16 protein-coding genes are annotated in these 17,495 nt (G+C 62.1%); 2 read left to right on the forward strand and 14 right to left on the reverse strand.

The window, feature by feature from the left end:
• Positions 1-227: 227 nt before the first annotated feature.
• From ACMKFF_RS04265 to smc, 11 genes are all read right to left on the reverse strand, one after another.
• Positions 228-1,598 (reverse strand): LCP family protein, encoded by a 1,371-nt coding sequence (locus ACMKFF_RS04265; protein WP_419496155.1) that lies wholly within the window; start codon positions 1,596-1,598, stop codon positions 228-230.
• Between the two features lie 123 nt (positions 1,599-1,721).
• Positions 1,722-1,862 carry a hypothetical protein gene (locus ACMKFF_RS04270; protein ID WP_367927681.1) on the reverse strand — a complete coding sequence of 47 codons (141 nt, stop codon included), beginning with the start codon at positions 1,860-1,862 and terminating at the stop codon, positions 1,722-1,724.
• Positions 1,863-2,001: 139 nt separating this feature from the next.
• A complete protein-coding gene (rpsU, locus tag ACMKFF_RS04275) occupies positions 2,002-2,184 on the reverse strand; it encodes a 30S ribosomal protein S21 (RefSeq protein WP_349135570.1) in 183 nt (60 codons plus the stop codon).
• 158 nt (positions 2,185-2,342) lie between these two features.
• Positions 2,343-4,754, reverse strand: a complete 2,412-nt coding sequence (gene leuS / locus ACMKFF_RS04280) for a leucine--tRNA ligase (protein ID WP_419496156.1) — start codon at positions 4,752-4,754, stop codon at positions 2,343-2,345.
• 12 nt (positions 4,755-4,766) lie between these two features.
• A complete protein-coding gene (gene rsfS, locus ACMKFF_RS04285; protein WP_419496157.1) occupies positions 4,767-5,123 on the reverse strand; it encodes a ribosome silencing factor in 357 nt (118 codons plus the stop codon).
• A 13-nt stretch (positions 5,124-5,136) separates the two neighbouring features.
• Positions 5,137-6,888 (reverse strand): LCP family protein, encoded by a 1,752-nt coding sequence (locus tag ACMKFF_RS04290; protein WP_418487344.1) that lies wholly within the window; start codon positions 6,886-6,888, stop codon positions 5,137-5,139.
• The gene (nadD, locus tag ACMKFF_RS04295) at positions 6,885-8,078 is read right to left on the reverse strand and encodes a nicotinate (nicotinamide) nucleotide adenylyltransferase (RefSeq protein ID WP_419496158.1); all 1,194 of its coding nucleotides are present in this window, start codon (positions 8,076-8,078) and stop codon (positions 6,885-6,887) included. Before nadD ends, ACMKFF_RS04290 begins: the two co-directional genes overlap by 4 nt.
• 30 nt (positions 8,079-8,108) lie before the next feature.
• A complete protein-coding gene (locus ACMKFF_RS04300; RefSeq protein ID WP_349135563.1) occupies positions 8,109-8,555 on the reverse strand; it encodes a YhbY family RNA-binding protein in 447 nt (148 codons plus the stop codon).
• Positions 8,549-9,160, reverse strand: coding sequence for an RdgB/HAM1 family non-canonical purine NTP pyrophosphatase (gene rdgB, locus ACMKFF_RS04305; RefSeq protein WP_349135562.1), 612 nt, complete (start codon positions 9,158-9,160; stop codon positions 8,549-8,551). Before rdgB ends, ACMKFF_RS04300 begins: the two co-directional genes overlap by 7 nt.
• A gap of 13 nt (positions 9,161-9,173) precedes the next feature.
• On the reverse strand, positions 9,174-10,079 hold the full coding sequence (gene ftsY / locus ACMKFF_RS04310; protein WP_349135561.1) for a signal recognition particle-docking protein FtsY: 906 nt from the start codon (positions 10,077-10,079) through the stop codon (positions 9,174-9,176).
• On the reverse strand, positions 10,080-13,661 hold the full coding sequence (gene smc / locus ACMKFF_RS04315; RefSeq protein WP_419496159.1) for a chromosome segregation protein SMC: 3,582 nt from the start codon (positions 13,659-13,661) through the stop codon (positions 10,080-10,082).
• 121 nt (positions 13,662-13,782) lie between these two features.
• On the opposite strand from smc, the gene dapA reads away from it, so the two are divergent.
• Positions 13,783-14,664 carry a 4-hydroxy-tetrahydrodipicolinate synthase gene (gene dapA / locus ACMKFF_RS04320; RefSeq protein ID WP_419496160.1) on the forward strand — a complete coding sequence of 294 codons (882 nt, stop codon included), beginning with the start codon at positions 13,783-13,785 and terminating at the stop codon, positions 14,662-14,664.
• Between the two features lie 124 nt (positions 14,665-14,788).
• Here the strand turns inward: dapA and xerD are convergent, their stop codons facing one another.
• The 3 genes from xerD to ACMKFF_RS04335 form a co-directional block, all read right to left on the reverse strand.
• Positions 14,789-15,673, reverse strand: coding sequence for a site-specific tyrosine recombinase XerD (gene xerD, locus ACMKFF_RS04325; RefSeq protein WP_417325582.1), 885 nt, complete (start codon positions 15,671-15,673; stop codon positions 14,789-14,791).
• A gap of 330 nt (positions 15,674-16,003) precedes the next feature.
• On the reverse strand, positions 16,004-16,399 hold the full coding sequence (locus ACMKFF_RS04330) for a TIGR04086 family membrane protein (protein WP_419496161.1): 396 nt from the start codon (positions 16,397-16,399) through the stop codon (positions 16,004-16,006).
• Positions 16,400-16,496: 97 nt separating this feature from the next.
• Positions 16,497-16,667, reverse strand: coding sequence for a DUF1540 domain-containing protein (locus tag ACMKFF_RS04335; RefSeq protein ID WP_349135556.1), 171 nt, complete (start codon positions 16,665-16,667; stop codon positions 16,497-16,499).
• Positions 16,668-16,824: 157 nt separating this feature from the next.
• Between ACMKFF_RS04335 and rpe the strand changes: the two genes are divergently transcribed.
• On the forward strand, positions 16,825-17,475 hold the full coding sequence (gene rpe, locus ACMKFF_RS04340; RefSeq protein ID WP_349135555.1) for a ribulose-phosphate 3-epimerase: 651 nt from the start codon (positions 16,825-16,827) through the stop codon (positions 17,473-17,475).
• Positions 17,476-17,495: the final 20 nt, after the last annotated feature.

The raw sequence follows: 17,495 nt of genomic DNA on the forward strand, positions 1-17,495 counted from the left end.
GAGACCTTTCAACTCCCAAAATCCGGCTTTCTTCAGATTCCACCTCACGATGGACACCCTTGCCTTTGGCTAGCCCTTCCCGCTACCGGGCGGACTCGGGACTTTCACCCTATAGAACGTGCGCTCACCGGGCGCACATACCAGCAGCGGCATGGCCGGTCCGGCCACGCCGCTGTTTCGTTTATACGATACAGATCTCGACTCATGCCGCCGCAGGAGCCGTCTGCTCAATCGTCATAGCCCGAGATATACAGCTCCTCGTAAATGATGCGGTAAATGCGGTCACTGGCACGGCGCAGGTCATAGACGTAGTAGAAATACTCCTTGATGAGCCCGGCCCACCAGTCCACCTGCCCCTCCGGGAAGAAATACTGCTCGACCGTGTAATTCTGCCCCAGCGTCTCAGCGGCCATGGTCAGAAGCGTCTCAGCCTCGAACGATGTTGCGCACATACCGAGGCAGTCGCGCACAAAGCCCGGATACTGCGACAGCGGCATGGTCTGCAGCGTGTTGAGGATCGAGAGAATGACCTCACGCTGGCGGCCGGTGCGCTTGCGGTCGCTGTCCGTGGCACTGCTCTTGCGGATGCGGGCATAGGAGACCGCTGTTTCCCCGTCAAGCAGGCAGTCGCCGACATGGACGTTCGGATAATTGGAAAGATAGCGCGCCTCATCCTCGTCGATGTTGACTGTCACACCGCCGATCCGGTCGATGATCTCCGCGAGCTGATCAAAATCCACAGCAATATAATCCGACACGTTCAAGTAATAGTTATAGTTCAGATTCTTGACGGCCATCGCCGCGCCGCCCCAGGTGTAGGAATAGGCCAACTTGGAGAAAAAGCCGTATTCCGGAATGAAAACATAGGAATCGCGCGCAAGCGAGATAAGCTTGATCTTCTGATGCACGCGGTCGAGCGCAACGAGCATGACGCTGTCGGACGAATCGACGCCATCGAGGCCGAACAGCACGAACACCTGAATTTTGCTTGCATCGCTGCTGAGATAGCTGCTGCGCGGGGCCTTGCCCGTGTCGAGCTTGGCCAGTGCCTCGGCCGGGATATCATTATTGGACAGCAGGTAGCGATCGACCTCCGTGAAGGACGGCAGATCAGCCAACTGCTCCTCCAGACCGGACAGCGCCTCAGAAAAACGCTCCTCGCGTTCCAGGCGGCCGTCGGCCTCCGTCGCCGTCTGGTGCAGGTCACTGGCGGAAAGCGAATCGAAATCATCGTCCGTCGTCATTTTGCCGGTCAGATAATGGTCTGCATACAGCAGTCCGCCTGTCAGCACGAGCGCAACGAGCGCCAGAGCAAGGCCCCAGGCGGCAAAGCCGCGGCGGCGCTTTTTCCGCAGCAGACCGGCGACGGCAAGCACGGCAGCCAGTCCGGCGGCTCCCACGCCGAACGGCAGGCCGCGGCGCAGCACGGTGATATCTCCGGCGGCAAGCGAGCCGCTGCGGTAGCCGAGCCAGATGCGCAGCACGACGGCTGCCAGCAGCGCCAGCACGATGACAGCCAGGAAAAAGGCAGGCAGGCCCGCGCGCTTTTTCTTTCGTGCGGGACGGTGATAGCCCTCCTGTACGGGACGATCCTCCATAAAACACGCTCCTTCCGGGAAGTACTTTTCTGCATTATATCACAGGAAGCGGCAGAAGGCCAGTACCGATACAAAAAAATAGCGGAGGAGAAGGCAAGCCTTCTCCCCCGCCGGATCGATGCGTCAGCAGCCGCAGCCGCCGCAGCCGCAGTTGTTGTTGGCCGCGTTGGCGCAGCCGCCGTTATTTCCGCAGCAGCAGAACAGCAGGAGCAGGATGATGATCCACCAGCAGTTGCCGCCGAAGCAATTGGAATTGCAATTCATAGTCAGGAACCTCCCGTTTGGATTCTGAGCACTCGGCTCATTCCATGTTATGACGGCGGGCCGCAAAAGTGCGGGAGGCGGGACAAAAAACAAGAGCCGCTGCATCAGCAGCGGCTCTGGCTATGCAAGAAAACGGGAATCAATAGCCGCGACGCTTGTTCTTACGAGCAGCTTCGGACTTCTGCTTCCGCTTGAGGCTCGGGCTGACGTAATGCTCACGCTTCTTGACCTCAGCGATAACGCCATCCTTCTGGCAGCTGCGCTTGAAACGCTTCAGCGCGCTCTCCAGAGACTCGTTCTCCTTCACGCGAATTTCAGACATTGATTTCCCTCCCTCCGGTGCATCCGGCTCAATCCGGGATGCTTTCAGGGCCGATATAACGGCATCAATTATTATAGTCAATCGCAAGTCAAAAGTCAAGCGATCTCTACAATTTTTTTCAAACTTTTGCCGATTTCAAGCCGAGCGGCCGGATTCCATCACTTTACGATGAGGTTGACCAGCTTGTTTTTGACAACGATGCTCTTGCGCAGCGCGCCGCCGGTCTTCTCGAGGAAGCGGGCGATCTTTTCGTCGGCCAGTGCCGTCTGAACGACGGTCTCGTCGTCAAGGTCGGCTGCAACATGGATCGTGCCCCGCAGCTTGCCGTTGACCTGAACGGCCATGTCGATCTCCGCATCGCGGCACTTCGACTCATCATACGCCGGCCAGGCCGAGACGGAGCAGATGCCCTCGAAGCCGTGCTGCTGCCAGATCTCGTCGCAGATGTGCGGCGCAAACGGGCTGAGCAGCTGCAGGAGCGTTTTGAGCTCGGCAGCGTTGCAGCCGTTGTCCGTCAGCGTAGACGTCAGCGTCATGAGCGCGGCCAGCGCGGTGTTGCCCTTGAGCGCATCGATGTCCGACGTGACCTTGCGGATCGTCTTGTGCAGGATGGACTCGTTCTTGGCAGAGTATGCCGTCTCGCGATCGGTGACGGTCTCGGCCAGATTCCATACCTTGTCGAGAAAGCGCTTGCAGCCCTTCACGGCGTTCGTCGACCAGGAGGCGGCCTTCTCGAAATCGCCGATGAAGATGATATAGGTGCGCATGGTGTCCGCACCGTATTCGGCGATGACATCCGTGGGGTTGATGACATTGCCGCGGGACTTCGACATCTTGATGCCGCCCTCGCCGAGGATCATGCCGTGGCTCGTACGCTTGGCATAGGGCTCCTTCGTCGGCACGACGCCGATATCATAGAGGAACTTGTGCCAGAAGCGGCTGTAGAGCAGATGGAGCGTCGTGTGCTCCATGCCGCCGTTGTACCAGTCGACCGGACTCCAGTAGCGCAGGGCCTCGGGCGAGGCAAGGGCCTCGTCGTTGTGCGGATCCATATAGCGCAGATAGTACCACGAGGAACCGGCCCACTGGGGCATGGTGTCCGTTTCACGCTTGGCTGGGCCGCCGCAGCAGGGGCAGGTCGTGTTGACCCAGTCCGTGATGGCGGCAAGCGGAGACTGACCGTCGTCCGTCGGCTCGTAGCTCTCGACATCCGGCAGCTCCAGTGGCAGGTCCTTCTCATCGAGCGGGACGGTGCCGCACTTCGGGCAGTGGACGATGGGGATCGGCTCGCCCCAGTAACGCTGGCGGGAGAAGACCCAGTCGCGGAGCTTGAAGTTGACCTTTGCCTCGCCGATGTGCTTCTCCGTCAGGTATTCCGTGATGGCCTTCTTGGCGTCGGCGACGCTCATGCCGTCAAGGAAGCCGGAATTGACCATCACGCCGGTGGCGCAGTCCGTAAAGGCCGCCTCCTGCACGTTGCCGCCCTTGACGACCTCGATGATCTCGCAGCCGAACTTCTTCGCGAATTCCCAGTCGCGGTCGTCATGGGCCGGGACGGCCATGATCGCACCGGTTCCGTAGGTGGAGAGGACATAGTCCGAAATGAAGATGGGGATCTCCTTGCCGTTCACGGGGTTGATGCCCTTCACGCCGCCGAGCTGCACGCCGGTCTTCTCCTTCGTGAGCTCCGTGCGCTCAAAGTCGGACTTCGCGGCGGCTGCCTCCTGATAGGCCTTGACCTCGTCGGCATTCGTCAGGCGGTCCATCCAGCGCTCGAGCAGCGGATGCTCCGGCGAAAGGACCATGTACGTCGCGCCGAACAGCGTGTCCGGGCGGGTGGTGAACACGGTGATCTCATCGCCGAACGTCGAGCCGAAGCGGACCTCCGCGCCGGTGGAGCGTCCGATCCAGTTACGCTGCTGAATTTTGACGCGCTCGATGAAGTCGACGTCGTCCAGATCGTCGAGCAGGCGCTGGGCATAGCGCGTGATGCGCAGCATCCACTGGCTCTTTTCCTTGCGGACGACCGGGCTGCCGCAGCGCTCACAGACGTTCTCTACGACTTCCTCGTTTGCCAGCACGCACTTGCAGGACGTGCACCAGTTCACGGGCATCTTGGCCTTGTAGGCAAGGCCGTTCTTATAGAGCTGCAGGAAGATCCACTGCGTCCACTTGAAATACTTCGGGTCCGTCGTGTTGATCTCGCGGTCCCAGTCGAAGCTGTAGCCGAGCGCCTGCAGCTGGCCGCGGAACGTGGCGATGTTGTTCTTCGTCACGACGGCAGGATGGATGTGGTTCTTGATGGCATAGTTCTCCGTCGGCAGGCCGAAGGCATCGTAGCCCATGGGGAACAGCACGTTCTCGCCCTGCATGCGGTGCTTGCGCGCGATGACGTCCATGGCCGTATAGGGGCGGGCATGGCCGACGTGCAGACCGGCACCGGACGGGTACGGGAATTCGACCAGCGCATAGAATTTCTTCGCGTCGCTGCCGGTCCTGGCGGCATAGAGCTGCTTTTCATCCCAGATCTTATGCCATTTGGCCTCGATGGCGGTAAAATCGTACTTCATGTTTCTCCCTCTTTATTCTGCAAAATCAATGGGAACCGGCGTTGCGTCGTTCCACAGGCGTTCGAGATCATAGAAGGCGCGCGTCTCTTCTGTGAAGACATGCACGACGAGGCAGCCGAAGTCCAGCAGGACCCACGTTCCGCCGCGGTGGCCCTCCCGGTGCAGCAGCGGCTCGCCCAGCTCATCGGCGACGGCCGCCTCCACGCTGTCGCACAGCGTCTTGACATGCGTGTTGGACGTGCCGGTACAGATCAGAAAATAGTCAGCAATGGACGTGACGTCCGTAACCTGCAGCAGGCGGATCTTCAGGCCCTTGCGGTCGTCGAGTGCCTTTGCGGCGCGCAGCGCCAGCTCCTTGGGTGTATGCATGGGGTGTTCCTCCTTATTCTGCCGTCTCCGGCGCAGCGGTCGGCGCTTCCGTGGGCGCCTCGGTCGGAGCCTCCGTCGGCGCTTCCGTCGGGCCCTCGGTCGGCCCCTCCGTCGGGTCCTGCGTTTCGTCGGTTGGGCCCTCCGTCGGCTCCGTGGGATCTCCCGTCGGTTCCGTCGCCGTATCCTGCGTGGGCTCTGTCGGCTCCTGGCGCGGCTGCGTGCTCTTTGTCGGCGTTGTCGCCGTGGTATCACGGGTCACGGTTCCATCCCCGCGCTGAATATCCGTCTTCTGGCGGATGTTGATGTCATATTTGCCGTATTCCTCGGACGTGGGGTTGAAGTGCTCGTTCAGGATCTTCAGCACGCCGTCCGGGTCGAGCTGATAATAGTCGCCGCCCTTGATCTCCACGGCCTCGCCGGGCAGGGTCACGGTGTACATGGCGTCGAAATCGCACTGCATCAGCTCGGATCCGAGATAGATCAGGTTGCCGACGGTCAGGTCGGTGCGGACATAGGTCGCAAATAGCTCGGCATAGTCCTTCACCTTTGCCAGCGTCGCGGACGAAGCCAGCTTCCGTGCCAACGCTCGCAGGAATTCCTGCTGCGTAGCCGCACGCTCGATGTCCATATCGGCAGCGCCGCTGCGGTAGCGGCACAGCTGCAGCGCATGTGCACCGTCAAGCAGCTGATGGCCCGCCTTCAGGTCGACGTGGATGTTCTCGTCGTCATCGTCATACTGCAGGTCGGTCGGGATATCGAATTCCACGCCGCCGACCATGTCGATCGTCTTTTCAAAGCCCTGCAGATCAACCAGCACATAACCGTCGACTGCAATGGCAAGCGTCTCGCGGATCTTATCGGTCAGCGCACGGATACCGCGGTCACCCTGGCCCGCCGCGCTGTAGACGGAATTGATCTTCGGAATGACGTAATTGCCGGTGATATAAGTGTCGCGCGGGATGCTCATCAGGCTGACGGTGTGCTCCTTTGTGTTGAGATTTGCGATCAGGAGCGTATCCGTGCGGGTGCTGTCGCCATCTGTGCCAACAAGCAGGATGTTGTAGATTCCCTCATGGCCGGAGGCGTCCGGCACGTCCATTTCGATGCTCTGGCCAGTCTGTGCGTCCGTCTCAACGCGGACGCTCGTGCCGCCGTCGGACTTTTTATTGCCGCCGGACGGGGCGACGGCCGTCGTGCGGCCGAGCAGCGCCAGACACATGGCAACAGAGCCGAGGAACAGCGCGATGGAGGCCAGCAGCAGGATCAGGCCGCGCGTTTTGCCGTTCATGCCGCCGCGCGGCGCTTCGGCATCCGTGCGAGGCAGATCACGCGTCAGGTCCTCGTCCCTGACTTCCTCCCGGCGGGGCCGCGGCGCTTCGGCACGCGGCGCACGGGGTGCGGGAACGCTCTGCGCCGGCTGCGGGGCCAGCCGGCTCTGGGGCTGCTGTGCCGCCGGGCGCGCCTGCTGCGCAGGTCTTTGCTGCGGCTGCGCCGGAGCCTGATGCCGCTCCTGCGGCATGACCTGCGACAGCGGCGGGCGCTTCAGATATTGCTGCAGAAGCGGGATATCATTCTCTTCCGTCTCCGCACGGTGCTGTGCCGCCTCGCGGTTGGCATAATCACGCAGGAGCGGGATCTCCTCGTCATCCGCCTCGGGGCGCTGCACATCGGGCTGCACCGGCGCACTGCGGCGCTCAGCCTGCTTCCCGGCGACATAGCGCCCGCCGGAAGCGCCGCGGCTGCTGTTGCCGAATAGTTTCCTCATTCCGACTTCGTCCTTTCGCTTTTCAAAAAATCTCTGGCCGCTCTGGAATTCACGTCAATGGGCTGACCGGTTTCCGTCAGCAGATCGAGCGACATCTCAAGGCCCAGAAGGACCGCCTCATCCAGATCATGCTCCGCCAGAGCGCGGAGCCGTTCCACACCGGGGAAATCCCGGTTCGGCTCCATGTAATCGGCAAGATATAAGATCTTCTGCAGCAGCGTCATGTCCGGCTTGCCGGTCGTGTGCCAGCAGATGGCCGACTGCACCGCCGCAGATTCCCCGAACACCGCCCCTGCGACCGCCGCGCCGCTCTTGGCGTGCAGCAGCTTGGGGTGACTGCGTTCGAATGTATCCAACATCATACCATATTTATCGCATAATTTCAACTGCTCCGGACCGGGAAGCGCCTTTGTCACATCGTGCAGCAGACCGGCACGCCGGGCCGGGCCGGGATCCTCCCCGAAGCGGGCGGCAAGCTCCGCCGCCGTATGGCTGCAGCCGAGTACATGCGGCACGCGCTTCGGGTCGTGCAGCGGCAGGGCGATGCGGGCCAGCGCATCGAGCGGCAGGCCGCGAAGGTCGCTGCGCGTGTGATAAAGCCCCTGCATGCAGACGGCGTCATAGACCGCAGGCTCGAGATAGTCCTCCCCGCAGCGGAAGGCCAGCATGGCGCGGGCGATGGTGGAGGAATAGGGCAGAAAGTCATTTTCCACCAGCACGACGTCCGCCCCGAAGCGGTCGCGCAGCTGCTGCGCCGCTTCCCGAAGCGTTCTGCCGTCGTCCTTTCCGCGATGTGCGACTGCCAGCGAAGCGAGCTTTGCAATGCGCTCCGGCGCATGCCACTGCGCAAATGTCAGCAGCATGTCCGTCCCCATCAGAAACCAGAGGTGGTCGTTGGGATACTGCCGGTGCAGCTCCTCGAGTGTATCGGCCGTGTAGCTTGCGCCGCTGCGGTGCAGCTCCAGATCGCTGACCTCCGCAAACGGAAGGTCCTGCGCGGCCAGCCTTGTCAGCTCCAGACGCGTGTGGGCGTCCGGTGACCCGGCGGCCAGCGCCTTATGGGGCGGCAGCGCCGCCGGCATCAGAATGACGCGGTCCAGCCCAAGTCTGCGCTGGAACTCCGCTGCAGCCAGCAGATGGCCGCGATGCGGCGGGTTGAAGCTCCCGCCGAATATACCGATATTTGCCATGTGCGGCGCTCCCCTTTCCGATGATTTTTGTTATTCCTCGCGGCTCTTCCGGCGCTCGATGGCGGCCTGAATGGCAGCCTGCCGGAAATACTCATTGCGGCGCTCGCGCTCCTCGCGTGCCTGCCGGCGGCGCTCCTGCGCCCCGCGCCGGACGGGGTTCGACTTGCGCTTTTTCAGCTCGCGCGCCTGCCGTGCGGCCTCCTGTGCCTTCTTCTCCGAGCGGCGGTAGATCACGAATTTCGAGCCGACGCACTGCACGCCGTCTGCACCGAGCGCTTCGCACAGCGCATCGCAGACCTCGCGTGCGGACAGGAGCGCCGCCTCGAGCACGCGGCCCTTGACAAGCTCACGCGCCTCAAGCTGCCGGGCGGCCTCGGACAAAACATTCTCCGTCACGCCGCCCTTGCCCACCATCAGGGTGGTATCCAGATCATTTGCCTGTGCGCGCAGATCGGCGCGCTGTTTGCTGGTCAGCATAATTCCTTCTCCTTTTTCGTACCGAACGCCTTCTCCACAAAGGCGCGCAGCGCCCGGGCGCGGTGGGATACCTGATTTTTCTGCTCCGGGGCCAGTTCTGCGAACGTGCACCCGGCATCCTCCGCAAAGAACACCGGATCATAGCCGAAGCCGCCGTTTCCGTGGCGCTCGAACAGGATGTGTCCCGGACACTCGCCGCGCGCGACGATCTCCTTGCCGTCCGGCGTGACGAGGGTGATAACGCTGACGAATTTTGCCGTCCGCTTCCCCTCCGGAACGTTTTCGAGCTTTTTCAGCAGATAGTTGATGCGGTCGGAATCGCTGATGCAGTCCGGTCCGCCGTAGCGCGCGGAATAAACGCCCGGCTCTCCGTTCAGCGCGTCGACCATCAGGCCGGAGTCGTCCGCCACGGCGGGCAGACCGCAGGCCTGCATCACAGCCACAGCCTTGATGCGGGAATTCTCCTCAAACGTTGTGCCGGTCTCCTCCGGCTCGACATGCACACCCGCCTCACGCTGCGAGACGACGTCCAGCCCGTAGGCAGACAGGATCGCGCGCAGCTCGGCGATCTTGTGGGCGTTGTTGCTTGCCATAACGACCTTCATGTCGGGCACCTCCTTAAATCAGCGCGTCGACGAACGCGCGCGGCTCAAACGGCATCAGGTCGTCCATCTGTTCGCCGACACCGATGAGCTTCACAGGGATCTGCAGCGCGTCCGCCACGGCGATGACGATGCCGCCCTTGGCCGTGCCGTCGAGCTTTGTCAGGGCGATGGCCGTAACACCGGCGATCTCCTTGAACTGCTTGGCCTGCAGCAGGCCGTTCTGGCCCGTCGTGCCGTCGAGCACGAGCAGGACCTCTTTATCCGCATTCGGCAGCTCGCGGTCGATGATGCGGGAAATTTTGCCGAGCTCGTTCATCAGGTTGGCCTTGTTGTGCAGGCGTCCTGCCGTGTCGCACAGGATGACGTCGCTGCCTCGCGCCTTGGCGGCGGAAATGGCGTCGAACACCACGGCGGCGGGGTCCGCGCCCTCGTGCTGGCGGACGATGTCCACATTGGCGCGTCCGGCCCAAATTTCGAGCTGATCGGCAGCCGCGGCGCGGAACGTATCGGCCGCGCACAGCAGCACACGCTTGCCCTCGCCGGAGAGGCGATGAGCCAGCTTGCCGATGGTCGTCGTCTTGCCGACGCCGTTGACGCCGATGACAAGCACGACGGACGGGCGCGTGCCGAGCTTCAGGCTCGTGTCGCCGACGTTCAGCATGTCCACAAGGATATCCTTCAGGGCATCGTGAATTTCTTCCGCCGTGCGGAGCTTCCGCTCCTTCACGACGGTGCGGAGTTGCTCGACGGCCTTGCAGGACGTTTCCACGCCGATGTCGGCGAGGATCATGCTCTCCTCGAGCTCCTCATAAAATTCTTCATTTGCACCGCTGAACGAGGCGAAGATGCCGCCGAGCGTGTTGGCCATGGCGGCGCGCGTCTTTTTCAGTCCGTTTTTGATTTTTTCAAAAAAACCCATTTACTTGATCTCCTCCGAAATTCCGAGCTGCTGCTCCATTTGATTCAGGTCCAGATGCAGGATGCGGGAAATTCCCTGCTCCTGCATGGTCACGCCATAGAGCACGTCGGCGGCCTCCATGGTACCGCGGCGGTGAGTGATGACGATAAACTGCGTTTTCCCGCTGAAGCCACGCAGGTAGCCCGCGAAGCGTTCGACATTCCGGTCGTCCAGCGCGGCGTCGATCTCGTCGAGCATGCAGAACGGCGTCGGCCGCACCTTCAGAATGGCAAAATACAGCGCGATGGCAACAAAGGCCTTCTCACCGCCGGACAGCAGCGTGATGGTCTTGAGCTGCTTGCCGGGCGGCTGCACACGAATTTCAATGCCGCACGTCAGCGGCTGCGAGCGGTCCTCCAGCTCGAGCGAGGCCTTGCCGCCGCCGAACATCTCCGTGAATGTCTGGCCGAAATAGGTGTTGATGCGGCCGAATTCCGTGACGAAAATATCGGTCATCTGGCCGGTGATATCGCCGATGATGCCCTCGAGGTCGCGCTTGGACGTCAGCACGTCGTCGCGCTGGCCGCAGAGGTATTCATACCGCTCGTTCACGCGGGCAAATTCGTCGATGGCGCCGAGGTTCGGCGTGCCGAGGCCGGAGATCTTCTTGCGGAGCTCCGCGGCGCGCTTCGTTCCGGCAGCCGTGCTCTCCAGCTCCGCCGCAGCGGCGGGCGCGCTGGAACGTGTCAGCTCATAGGTATCCCACAGCCGGTCGAGAATTTGCTTTTCCTCCAGCTCGGCGGCATTTTTGCGCGACTCCAGACGGGCGCTCTCGCGCTCCATGTTCAGGATATCGCGGTTTTTCTCCTGTACTTCCTTTTCCGTGGCCGTTTTGCGCGCTTCGACCTTCGCACGCTCGGCAAGCGCGGCCTGCAGCTCTTCCTGCCTGGCCTGCGCCGCGGCGTCCTGCCCGGCCAGCTTGTCCTGCTCGGCCTGCAGCGTCTTTTCCAGCTCAGCGGCCTCCTGCGTATAGCGGTCGATGAGCTGCAGCTTCTGCTCGCGGTCGCCGTGCATGGCATGCTCCAGCCCGCGCAGCTGCTCGGCGGAGCTCTTCGCCGTGGCACGCTCGGCCTCCAGTCTGGCCGCCTCCATGCGCAGCGCCGTCAGGCGCTCCGAAAGGCGGCTGCTCTGCTCCGAAGCAACGCTCTGGCCGTCCGAAACGACGGAAAGCTCCTGCTCAGCCTCCTCCAGTGCCTTCTGCAGGTCGGCAACGGCCTTCTGCAGCGCCGCGCGGCGGCCGCTGTTGGCGCCGATCCGCTTTTCGAGCAGCTCCTGCTCGCGCTGCGAGCCGGTGATCGCGTCCGTCAGGGCCTGCACAAGAACGTGGTGCTGCTTTTCCTCGCCCTGCAGGCGCAGAGCGGCGTCTTCGGCCGTACGGAGGTCCGTCTCCGCGTTCGTCAGGTCATAATTCGCCTGCTCCAGCAGACGCTGCGCCTCCTTCTGCTCTCCGCGGAGCTTGTCCAACGCGGCGGCGGCCTCCTTCTGCTGGGCCTGCAGACGCTCGATCTCGTTGGCGCGCGACAAGATGCCCGCACTGCGGGAGACGGAGCCGCCCGTCATGGAGCCGCCTGCATTCAGGACCTGCCCGTCCAGTGTGACGATGCGGAAGCGGTGGCCGAATTTGTTGGCAATGGAAATGGCCGCGTCGAGGTCCTGCGCCACGACCGTGCGGCCGAGCAGATTCAGGATGATCTCGCGATAGCGCGGCTCACACGAGACAAGGTCGGAGGCTACGCCGCAGAAGCCGGCGCAGCGCTCGATGCCGCTCTCGTTCAGCGGCCGGCCGTGGATGACAGACAGCGGCAGGAATGTGGCGCGGCCGTTGTCCGAGCGTTTCAGATATTGGATGGCAGCCTTGGCGCAGCCCTCGTCCTCCACGACGATATTCTGCATGGCGCTGCCGAGCGCGACCTCGATGGCAACGGTGTAGCTGTCCTGTGTGCGCAGCAGCATGGACACCGCGCCATGGATGCCGCGGAGCTTGCCGCGTCGGCTCTCCTGCATGACGGTGCGGACAGCGCGGGAATAGCCCTCCAGCTCACGCTCCATCTCCTGAAAGAGCTTCAGACGGGAGCTGACCGTGTCGAGCCGGACACCGGCGTCCGTGGCCTGCTTCTGCAGGGCCTCGCTCCGCTCCGCTCGGGTGCGGCTGCGCAAACGGTAGCCGTTGATGCGGTTCTGCGCGGCCGTGATATCGGCCTGCGCTTTGGAGAGCTGCTTCTGTGCGGTCTCGAGCGCGCGCTGTGCCTCTGCACAGCGGCTCTGCGCCGCCTGCAGATCCTGTGCCAGCTGGGTCTGCCGCTCCGTGCTCTGGGCAAGACTCTCTTCCACGGCGGTCAGGTCCGCGCCGCGGGCGGAGAGCTCCTCGCGCTTCCGGCCCTGCAGATCGCGCAGGGTGAGATAGCGCTTTGTCATGCCGTCGGCGGAGTCCGCCAGTCTGCGGCCCTCCTCCTCGGCCAGCTTCTGCTTTTCGGCCAGCGCGGCGGTCTGCGTGTCGATCTCGCCCATGCGCTGCTCCAGTGCTTCGATCTGCGCGGAGATGCTGCCGCTGCGGCTGTCCTGATCCTCCAGCTCGTGCTGCACGCGCTTCAGGTTGCTCTGCGCGTTGCCGCGATTCGTCTCCAGCACGGCGATCCGGCTGCGCTGCTCCTGCGAGGCGGCCTCCGCCTGCCGGATCGCATCACGGATCTGATCCGTCTGCAGGTCGCGGTTGTGGAGGTCGAACGTCAGGGATTCCGATGTGACATACAGCTTGTCCAGCGCGTCGTGCTCCTGCTGCAGGATGAAGGCGGCGGAATGATAGTCCTCCTCGGCCTTGCGCGCCGTGGCACTCAGGCGCTCGAGCGACTGCAGCCACAGCGCGACCTCAAGGCCCTTGAGCTCCTCACGGTAGGTCAGGTAGCGCTTTGCCTTTTCCGCCTGATCGCGCAGCGGGCCGACCTGCAGCTCCAGCTCCGAGATCTTGTCGCCGATGCGGGTCAGATTGTCCTGCGTCGTGGCAAGGCGGCGCTCCGTTTCCTCCTTGCGGTGGCGGTATTTCGAGATACCGGCGGCCTCCTCGAAAATTTCGCGGCGGTCCGTGCTCTTGAGGGACAGAATTTCGTCGATGCGTCCCTGGCTGATGTTGGAATAGCCGTCGCGGCCGAGACCGGTATCCATGAACAGCTCGTTGACGTCGCGCAGACGCACGCTCTGCTTGTTGATGTAGTATTCGCTCTCGCCGGAGCGGTAATACCGGCGCGTGACCATCAGCTCGTCGGCGTCATAATGCAGGGCGCGGTCGCTGTTGTCCAGCACGAGCGTCGCCTCGGCAAAGCCGACGGGGGCGCGCTTCTCCGTGCCGCCGAAAATGACATCCTCCATCTTCTGGCCGCGCAGCGAGCGGGAATTCTGCTCGCCCATGACCCAGCGGATGGCATCTGAGATATTGGATTTTCCGCTGCCGTTCGGCCCGACGATGGCGGTGATATCATGGCCAAATCCCACGACCGTCTTGTCCGGGAAGGATTTGAAGCCCTGAATGACTAGCTGTTTCAGATACATATGGACAGATTGCTCCTATTGTATTTCAATGTCTGATTATACCATTGCGCCCCGAAAATTGCAAGACCGGGATTTCACCCCTGCAGGCGGTGCGGCATAGGATGACGCGGAGGTGATCGGAATGCTGCCGATCTTTCGGGGCGCCGCCACGGCGCTCCTCACCCCGTTCCGGCCGGACGGGAGCATCGATCTTCCGGCATGGGACCGCCTGCTTGAGCGGCAGCTGGATGCCGGGATCGCGGCGCTCGTTGTCTGCGGCACGACCGGCGAGGCTGCGGCCCTGACGCAGGACGAGAGGCTGACACTCCTGCGCCGCGCAAAGCAGGCTGCCTGCGGCCATTGTCCCGTTATCATGGGCGTCGGGACGAACTGCACGGCAGGCTCAGTAGAAAATGCAGAGCTTGCGGCACAGAACGGCGCGGATGCGCTGCTGGCCGTCACGCCCTACTATAATAAAGGGACACAGGCAGGCCTGCTTGCGCACTATACCGCGATCGCGGACGCGTCTCCCCTGCCGCTCGTGCTCTATAATGTTCCGTCGCGCACCGGCGTCGACCTCCTGCCGGAGACGGTGCGGGCGCTCGCCCGCCATCCGCATATTGCAGGCATCAAGGAAGCCTGCGGCAGCATCAGCCGAGCCGCACAGCTGCTGGGCCGGTGCGGTCTACCGGTTTGGAGCGGCAACGACGACCAGACGGCCGCGATCATGGCGCTCGGCGGCAGCGGCGTGATCTCCGTGGTGTCGAACGTCGCGCCGGAGGCCGTCGTTGCCATGACGGATGCCTGCCTTGCCGGAGATTTCCGCGAAGGCGCGCGCCGCCAGCTGGAGCTTCTGCCGCTGTGCGAGGCGCTGTTCTGCGTCGTGAACCCCATCCCGGTCAAAGCTGCCATGGAGGATCTCGGCCTGTGCGGCGGGACGCTCCGCCTGCCGCTGTCACCACTGGAGGAGCCGCACCGCAGCCGCCTGCGGGCAGTGCTGCGGGGGTATGGGCTCCTCTCATAAGAGTATCCCCGCGCAGCACCGGGACTGCTTCCTGCGCGGCATGAAAATGCTCCCCCTATGTGACGGTGTCTTTCATCGTCTCATAGAGGGAGCATATCACTTCACCAGCTCCGAAGCTTTTTCTTTAAGCGCGCGGGTGGTATTTTTCATAGACGCTCTTGAGCGTCTTTTTCACGACCTGCGCATAAACCTGCGTGGAGGAGATATCGCTGTGGCCGAGCATCTCCTGCAGGGAATGCAGGTCCGCGCCGTTTTCGAGCAGATGGGCCGCAAAGCTGTGGCGCAGCGTATGCGGCGTGATCTCCTTGTCGATCTGCGCGGTCTGCTGATAGTGCTTGATGATCTTCCAAAAGCCCTGTCTGGAAATGCGGCCGCCGTTCAGGTTGACGAACAGGGCCTGCTCGTCCGGCTCGGCGATCATATTCGGCCGGATATCCGTCACATAGGCCGTCAGGGCTCGGATGGCAGCCGGGTAGATCGGGATGATGCGGGACTTCCCGTTCCCGATGCAGCGGACAAAGCCGCCCGCCAGACTGACGTCCGAAACGTTCAAGGCGATCATCTCGCTGACGCGCATGCCGGTGGCATAGAGCGTCTCAAGCATGGCCTTGTCGCGGTAGCCCTTCATATCCGTACACTTCGGCTGTTCGAGCAGCAGCTCGACCTCGCGGCCGGTCAAAATCTGAGGAAGGCGCTTTTCCGCCTTCTGCTGTGGGATATCGTGCACAGGAGACTGCGCGACCGCGCCGGTGGAGACGCAGTAGCCATAGAAGCTCTTGAGCGATGCCACACACCGGGAGACCGTCGCAGGCGATTTGCCGATACTCGTCAAATGGCGCACATAGGCACAGACCGTCTCCTGCGTGCACGCCTCCAGCGCAGGGCCGTCCGTCTGCTCCAGATAGGTGGTGAATTGCCGCACATCGCGCAGATAGGAAGCGACCGTATTGTCCGATGCGTGCCTGATATTCATAAGGTAGGATTCATATGCAGCCACGAGCTTCCCCATCTTGCGTTCCCTCTCGCCAGCAGAAACTATGCCGCAGCGGCCCGGCGCATACAGGAGGCAACCGGAGCGTTCTGCAAACATTTCTGGCAGTGTAGAATATAATAACGCATATTTTCCCAGATTTCAATCCTTTCCGGCCCGGAAAGGAAAACTTTGTATATTATGCTCAAGAATTATGTTAACAATATTATGTTAACCAATGCAACGGAGACATCGTAATTCAGCGGCTCATCTGCATATTCCACCAGATGTTGTATTCATTATCTGCATATTCACCACATACTGTGTTTTGCATATTTGCAAGTTCTCCTGCATTTATCCGTTTTCGATTTATGCATAGCGGCGCTTTTTCCGGCGCCCGGCCCCGAGCAGAGCGCCGAGCAGCCCCGCACCGGCCAGCGGCAGCAGGACCGGCAGTGCTTCCCCGTAATGTACGCCGAAGAACAGCAGGTTCCCCAGCAGCAAAAACAGCGCATAGCCGCCTGCCGCCCCAAGCCCGCAAAGCAGCTTCCGCCGTCCGCTGTGCAGGGCTGCGATCAGCGCACCGAGAAAGGCGACCAGCCCCGCGATCACGCCCGCGGCGACCGTCAGACTGCTTTCCGGTAGCTTCCCGCCCAAGATCAGGCGCGCAGCCAATGCGGCCAGCGCCAGCGTTACCAGCGGCATGGCCGCCGCCAGCTGCAGCGGCAGCCAATTCCGTTTTTTCCTTCCCTGTTTTCCACCCATGGCGATCCCCTCTCCCATTGTTCTGTTCCAGCCTATGCCGCCACGCAGAAAAAAAGACCCGCCGTCCGGTTTGCCGGACAGCGGGCTTGCAGAAGGATCACTTGCGAACGAAGGACATGCAGTCCGTGCACTGCTTCATCGTGGGATCGGACTCGTGGGTGCCGACCTGGATGCGCTCGAGCGAGCAGTAGTTTTCGTCGCTGCAGTGGTTCCGGCACTGGGTAACGGAGCACTGGATGCAATGGTTGGCATGGCAATCACAGCTCATGAACGGTTCCTCCTTTGCTTGATTTCGAGCCTAGTTTGCGCCGCTCCGCCGGGAAAAATCATGGAAATTCCATCCATTTTCAAATTGACAGCCCCGGAAAATTCGCTATAATGAAGAGCAGAGGTTCAGGAAGAACTGCAAGGAGGTTATTTACACTATGATCAAGGTCGCACCGTCCATTTTGTCCGCGGATTTTGTCAATCTGGAGCGAGATATCCGCTCTCTGCCCGCCGCAGGAGCCGATTATGTCCACGTCGACGTCATGGACGGCATGTTTGTTCCGAATATCACCATCGGCATCCCGGTCGTCGCTGCCATTTCGCGCATCGCCCCCCTGCCGCTGGATGTCCATCTGATGATCGAGCGGCCCATCCGCTATGTTGACGCGTTCTGCAAGGCTGGAAGCAGCATCCTCACGCTCCATGTTGAGGCCGACACGCAGGAAAACACGCTCGAGGCCCTGCGCCGCATCCGGGAAAACGGTGTGCGCGCTGCCATTTCCGTCAAGCCGAACACCCCTGCAGAGGCCGTGCTGCCGTTCCTGCCGCTGTGCGATCTCATCCTTGTGATGACAGTCGAGCCGGGCTTTGGCGGACAGTCGTTCCTGCACAGTACCATGCCGAAGCTGCATCAGCTCCGCCAGTGGATCGACGAGCAGAACCCAGCCTGCGAGCTGGAGGTTGACGGCGGCGTCAATGTGGAGACGGCAAAGATCTGCCGCGATAACGGCGCGAACGTCCTCGTCGCGGGCAGCGCCTATTTCAAGGCCGCCGACCCCGCAGCCTTTGTCCGCGCGGTAAAGGCATAATATCAGAATAATTCCCCGGC

This window comes from Faecousia sp., assembly GCF_048519415.1.
Classification (GTDB): Bacteria; Bacillota; Clostridia; order Oscillospirales; family Oscillospiraceae; genus JAZOXB01.

What these genes read in the sequence shown, in the direction of transcription:
- ACMKFF_RS04265 (WP_419496155.1), bottom strand. Translation starts at nt 1,598, where the DNA reads ATGGAGGATCGTCCCGTACAGGAGGGCTATCACCGTCCCGCACGAAAG.
- ACMKFF_RS04270 (WP_367927681.1), bottom strand. Translation starts at nt 1,862, where the DNA reads ATGAATTGCAATTCCAATTGCTTCGGCGGCAACTGCTGGTGGATCATC.
- rpsU (WP_349135570.1), bottom strand. Translation starts at nt 2,184, where the DNA reads ATGTCTGAAATTCGCGTGAAGGAGAACGAGTCTCTGGAGAGCGCGCTG.
- leuS (WP_419496156.1), bottom strand. Translation starts at nt 4,754, where the DNA reads ATGAAGTACGATTTTACCGCCATCGAGGCCAAATGGCATAAGATCTGG.
- rsfS (WP_419496157.1), bottom strand. Translation starts at nt 5,123, where the DNA reads ATGCATACACCCAAGGAGCTGGCGCTGCGCGCCGCAAAGGCACTCGAC.
- ACMKFF_RS04290 (WP_418487344.1), bottom strand. Translation starts at nt 6,888, where the DNA reads ATGAGGAAACTATTCGGCAACAGCAGCCGCGGCGCTTCCGGCGGGCGC.
- nadD (WP_419496158.1), bottom strand. Translation starts at nt 8,078, where the DNA reads ATGGCAAATATCGGTATATTCGGCGGGAGCTTCAACCCGCCGCATCGC.
- ACMKFF_RS04300 (WP_349135563.1), bottom strand. Translation starts at nt 8,555, where the DNA reads ATGCTGACCAGCAAACAGCGCGCCGATCTGCGCGCACAGGCAAATGAT.
- rdgB (WP_349135562.1), bottom strand. Translation starts at nt 9,160, where the DNA reads ATGAAGGTCGTTATGGCAAGCAACAACGCCCACAAGATCGCCGAGCTG.
- ftsY (WP_349135561.1), bottom strand. Translation starts at nt 10,079, where the DNA reads ATGGGTTTTTTTGAAAAAATCAAAAACGGACTGAAAAAGACGCGCGCC.
- smc (WP_419496159.1), bottom strand. Translation starts at nt 13,661, where the DNA reads ATGTATCTGAAACAGCTAGTCATTCAGGGCTTCAAATCCTTCCCGGAC.
- dapA (WP_419496160.1), top strand. Translation starts at nt 13,783, where the DNA reads ATGCTGCCGATCTTTCGGGGCGCCGCCACGGCGCTCCTCACCCCGTTC.
- xerD (WP_417325582.1), bottom strand. Translation starts at nt 15,673, where the DNA reads ATGGGGAAGCTCGTGGCTGCATATGAATCCTACCTTATGAATATCAGG.
- ACMKFF_RS04330 (WP_419496161.1), bottom strand. Translation starts at nt 16,399, where the DNA reads ATGGGTGGAAAACAGGGAAGGAAAAAACGGAATTGGCTGCCGCTGCAG.
- ACMKFF_RS04335 (WP_349135556.1), bottom strand. Translation starts at nt 16,667, where the DNA reads ATGAGCTGTGATTGCCATGCCAACCATTGCATCCAGTGCTCCGTTACC.
- rpe (WP_349135555.1), top strand. Translation starts at nt 16,825, where the DNA reads ATGATCAAGGTCGCACCGTCCATTTTGTCCGCGGATTTTGTCAATCTG.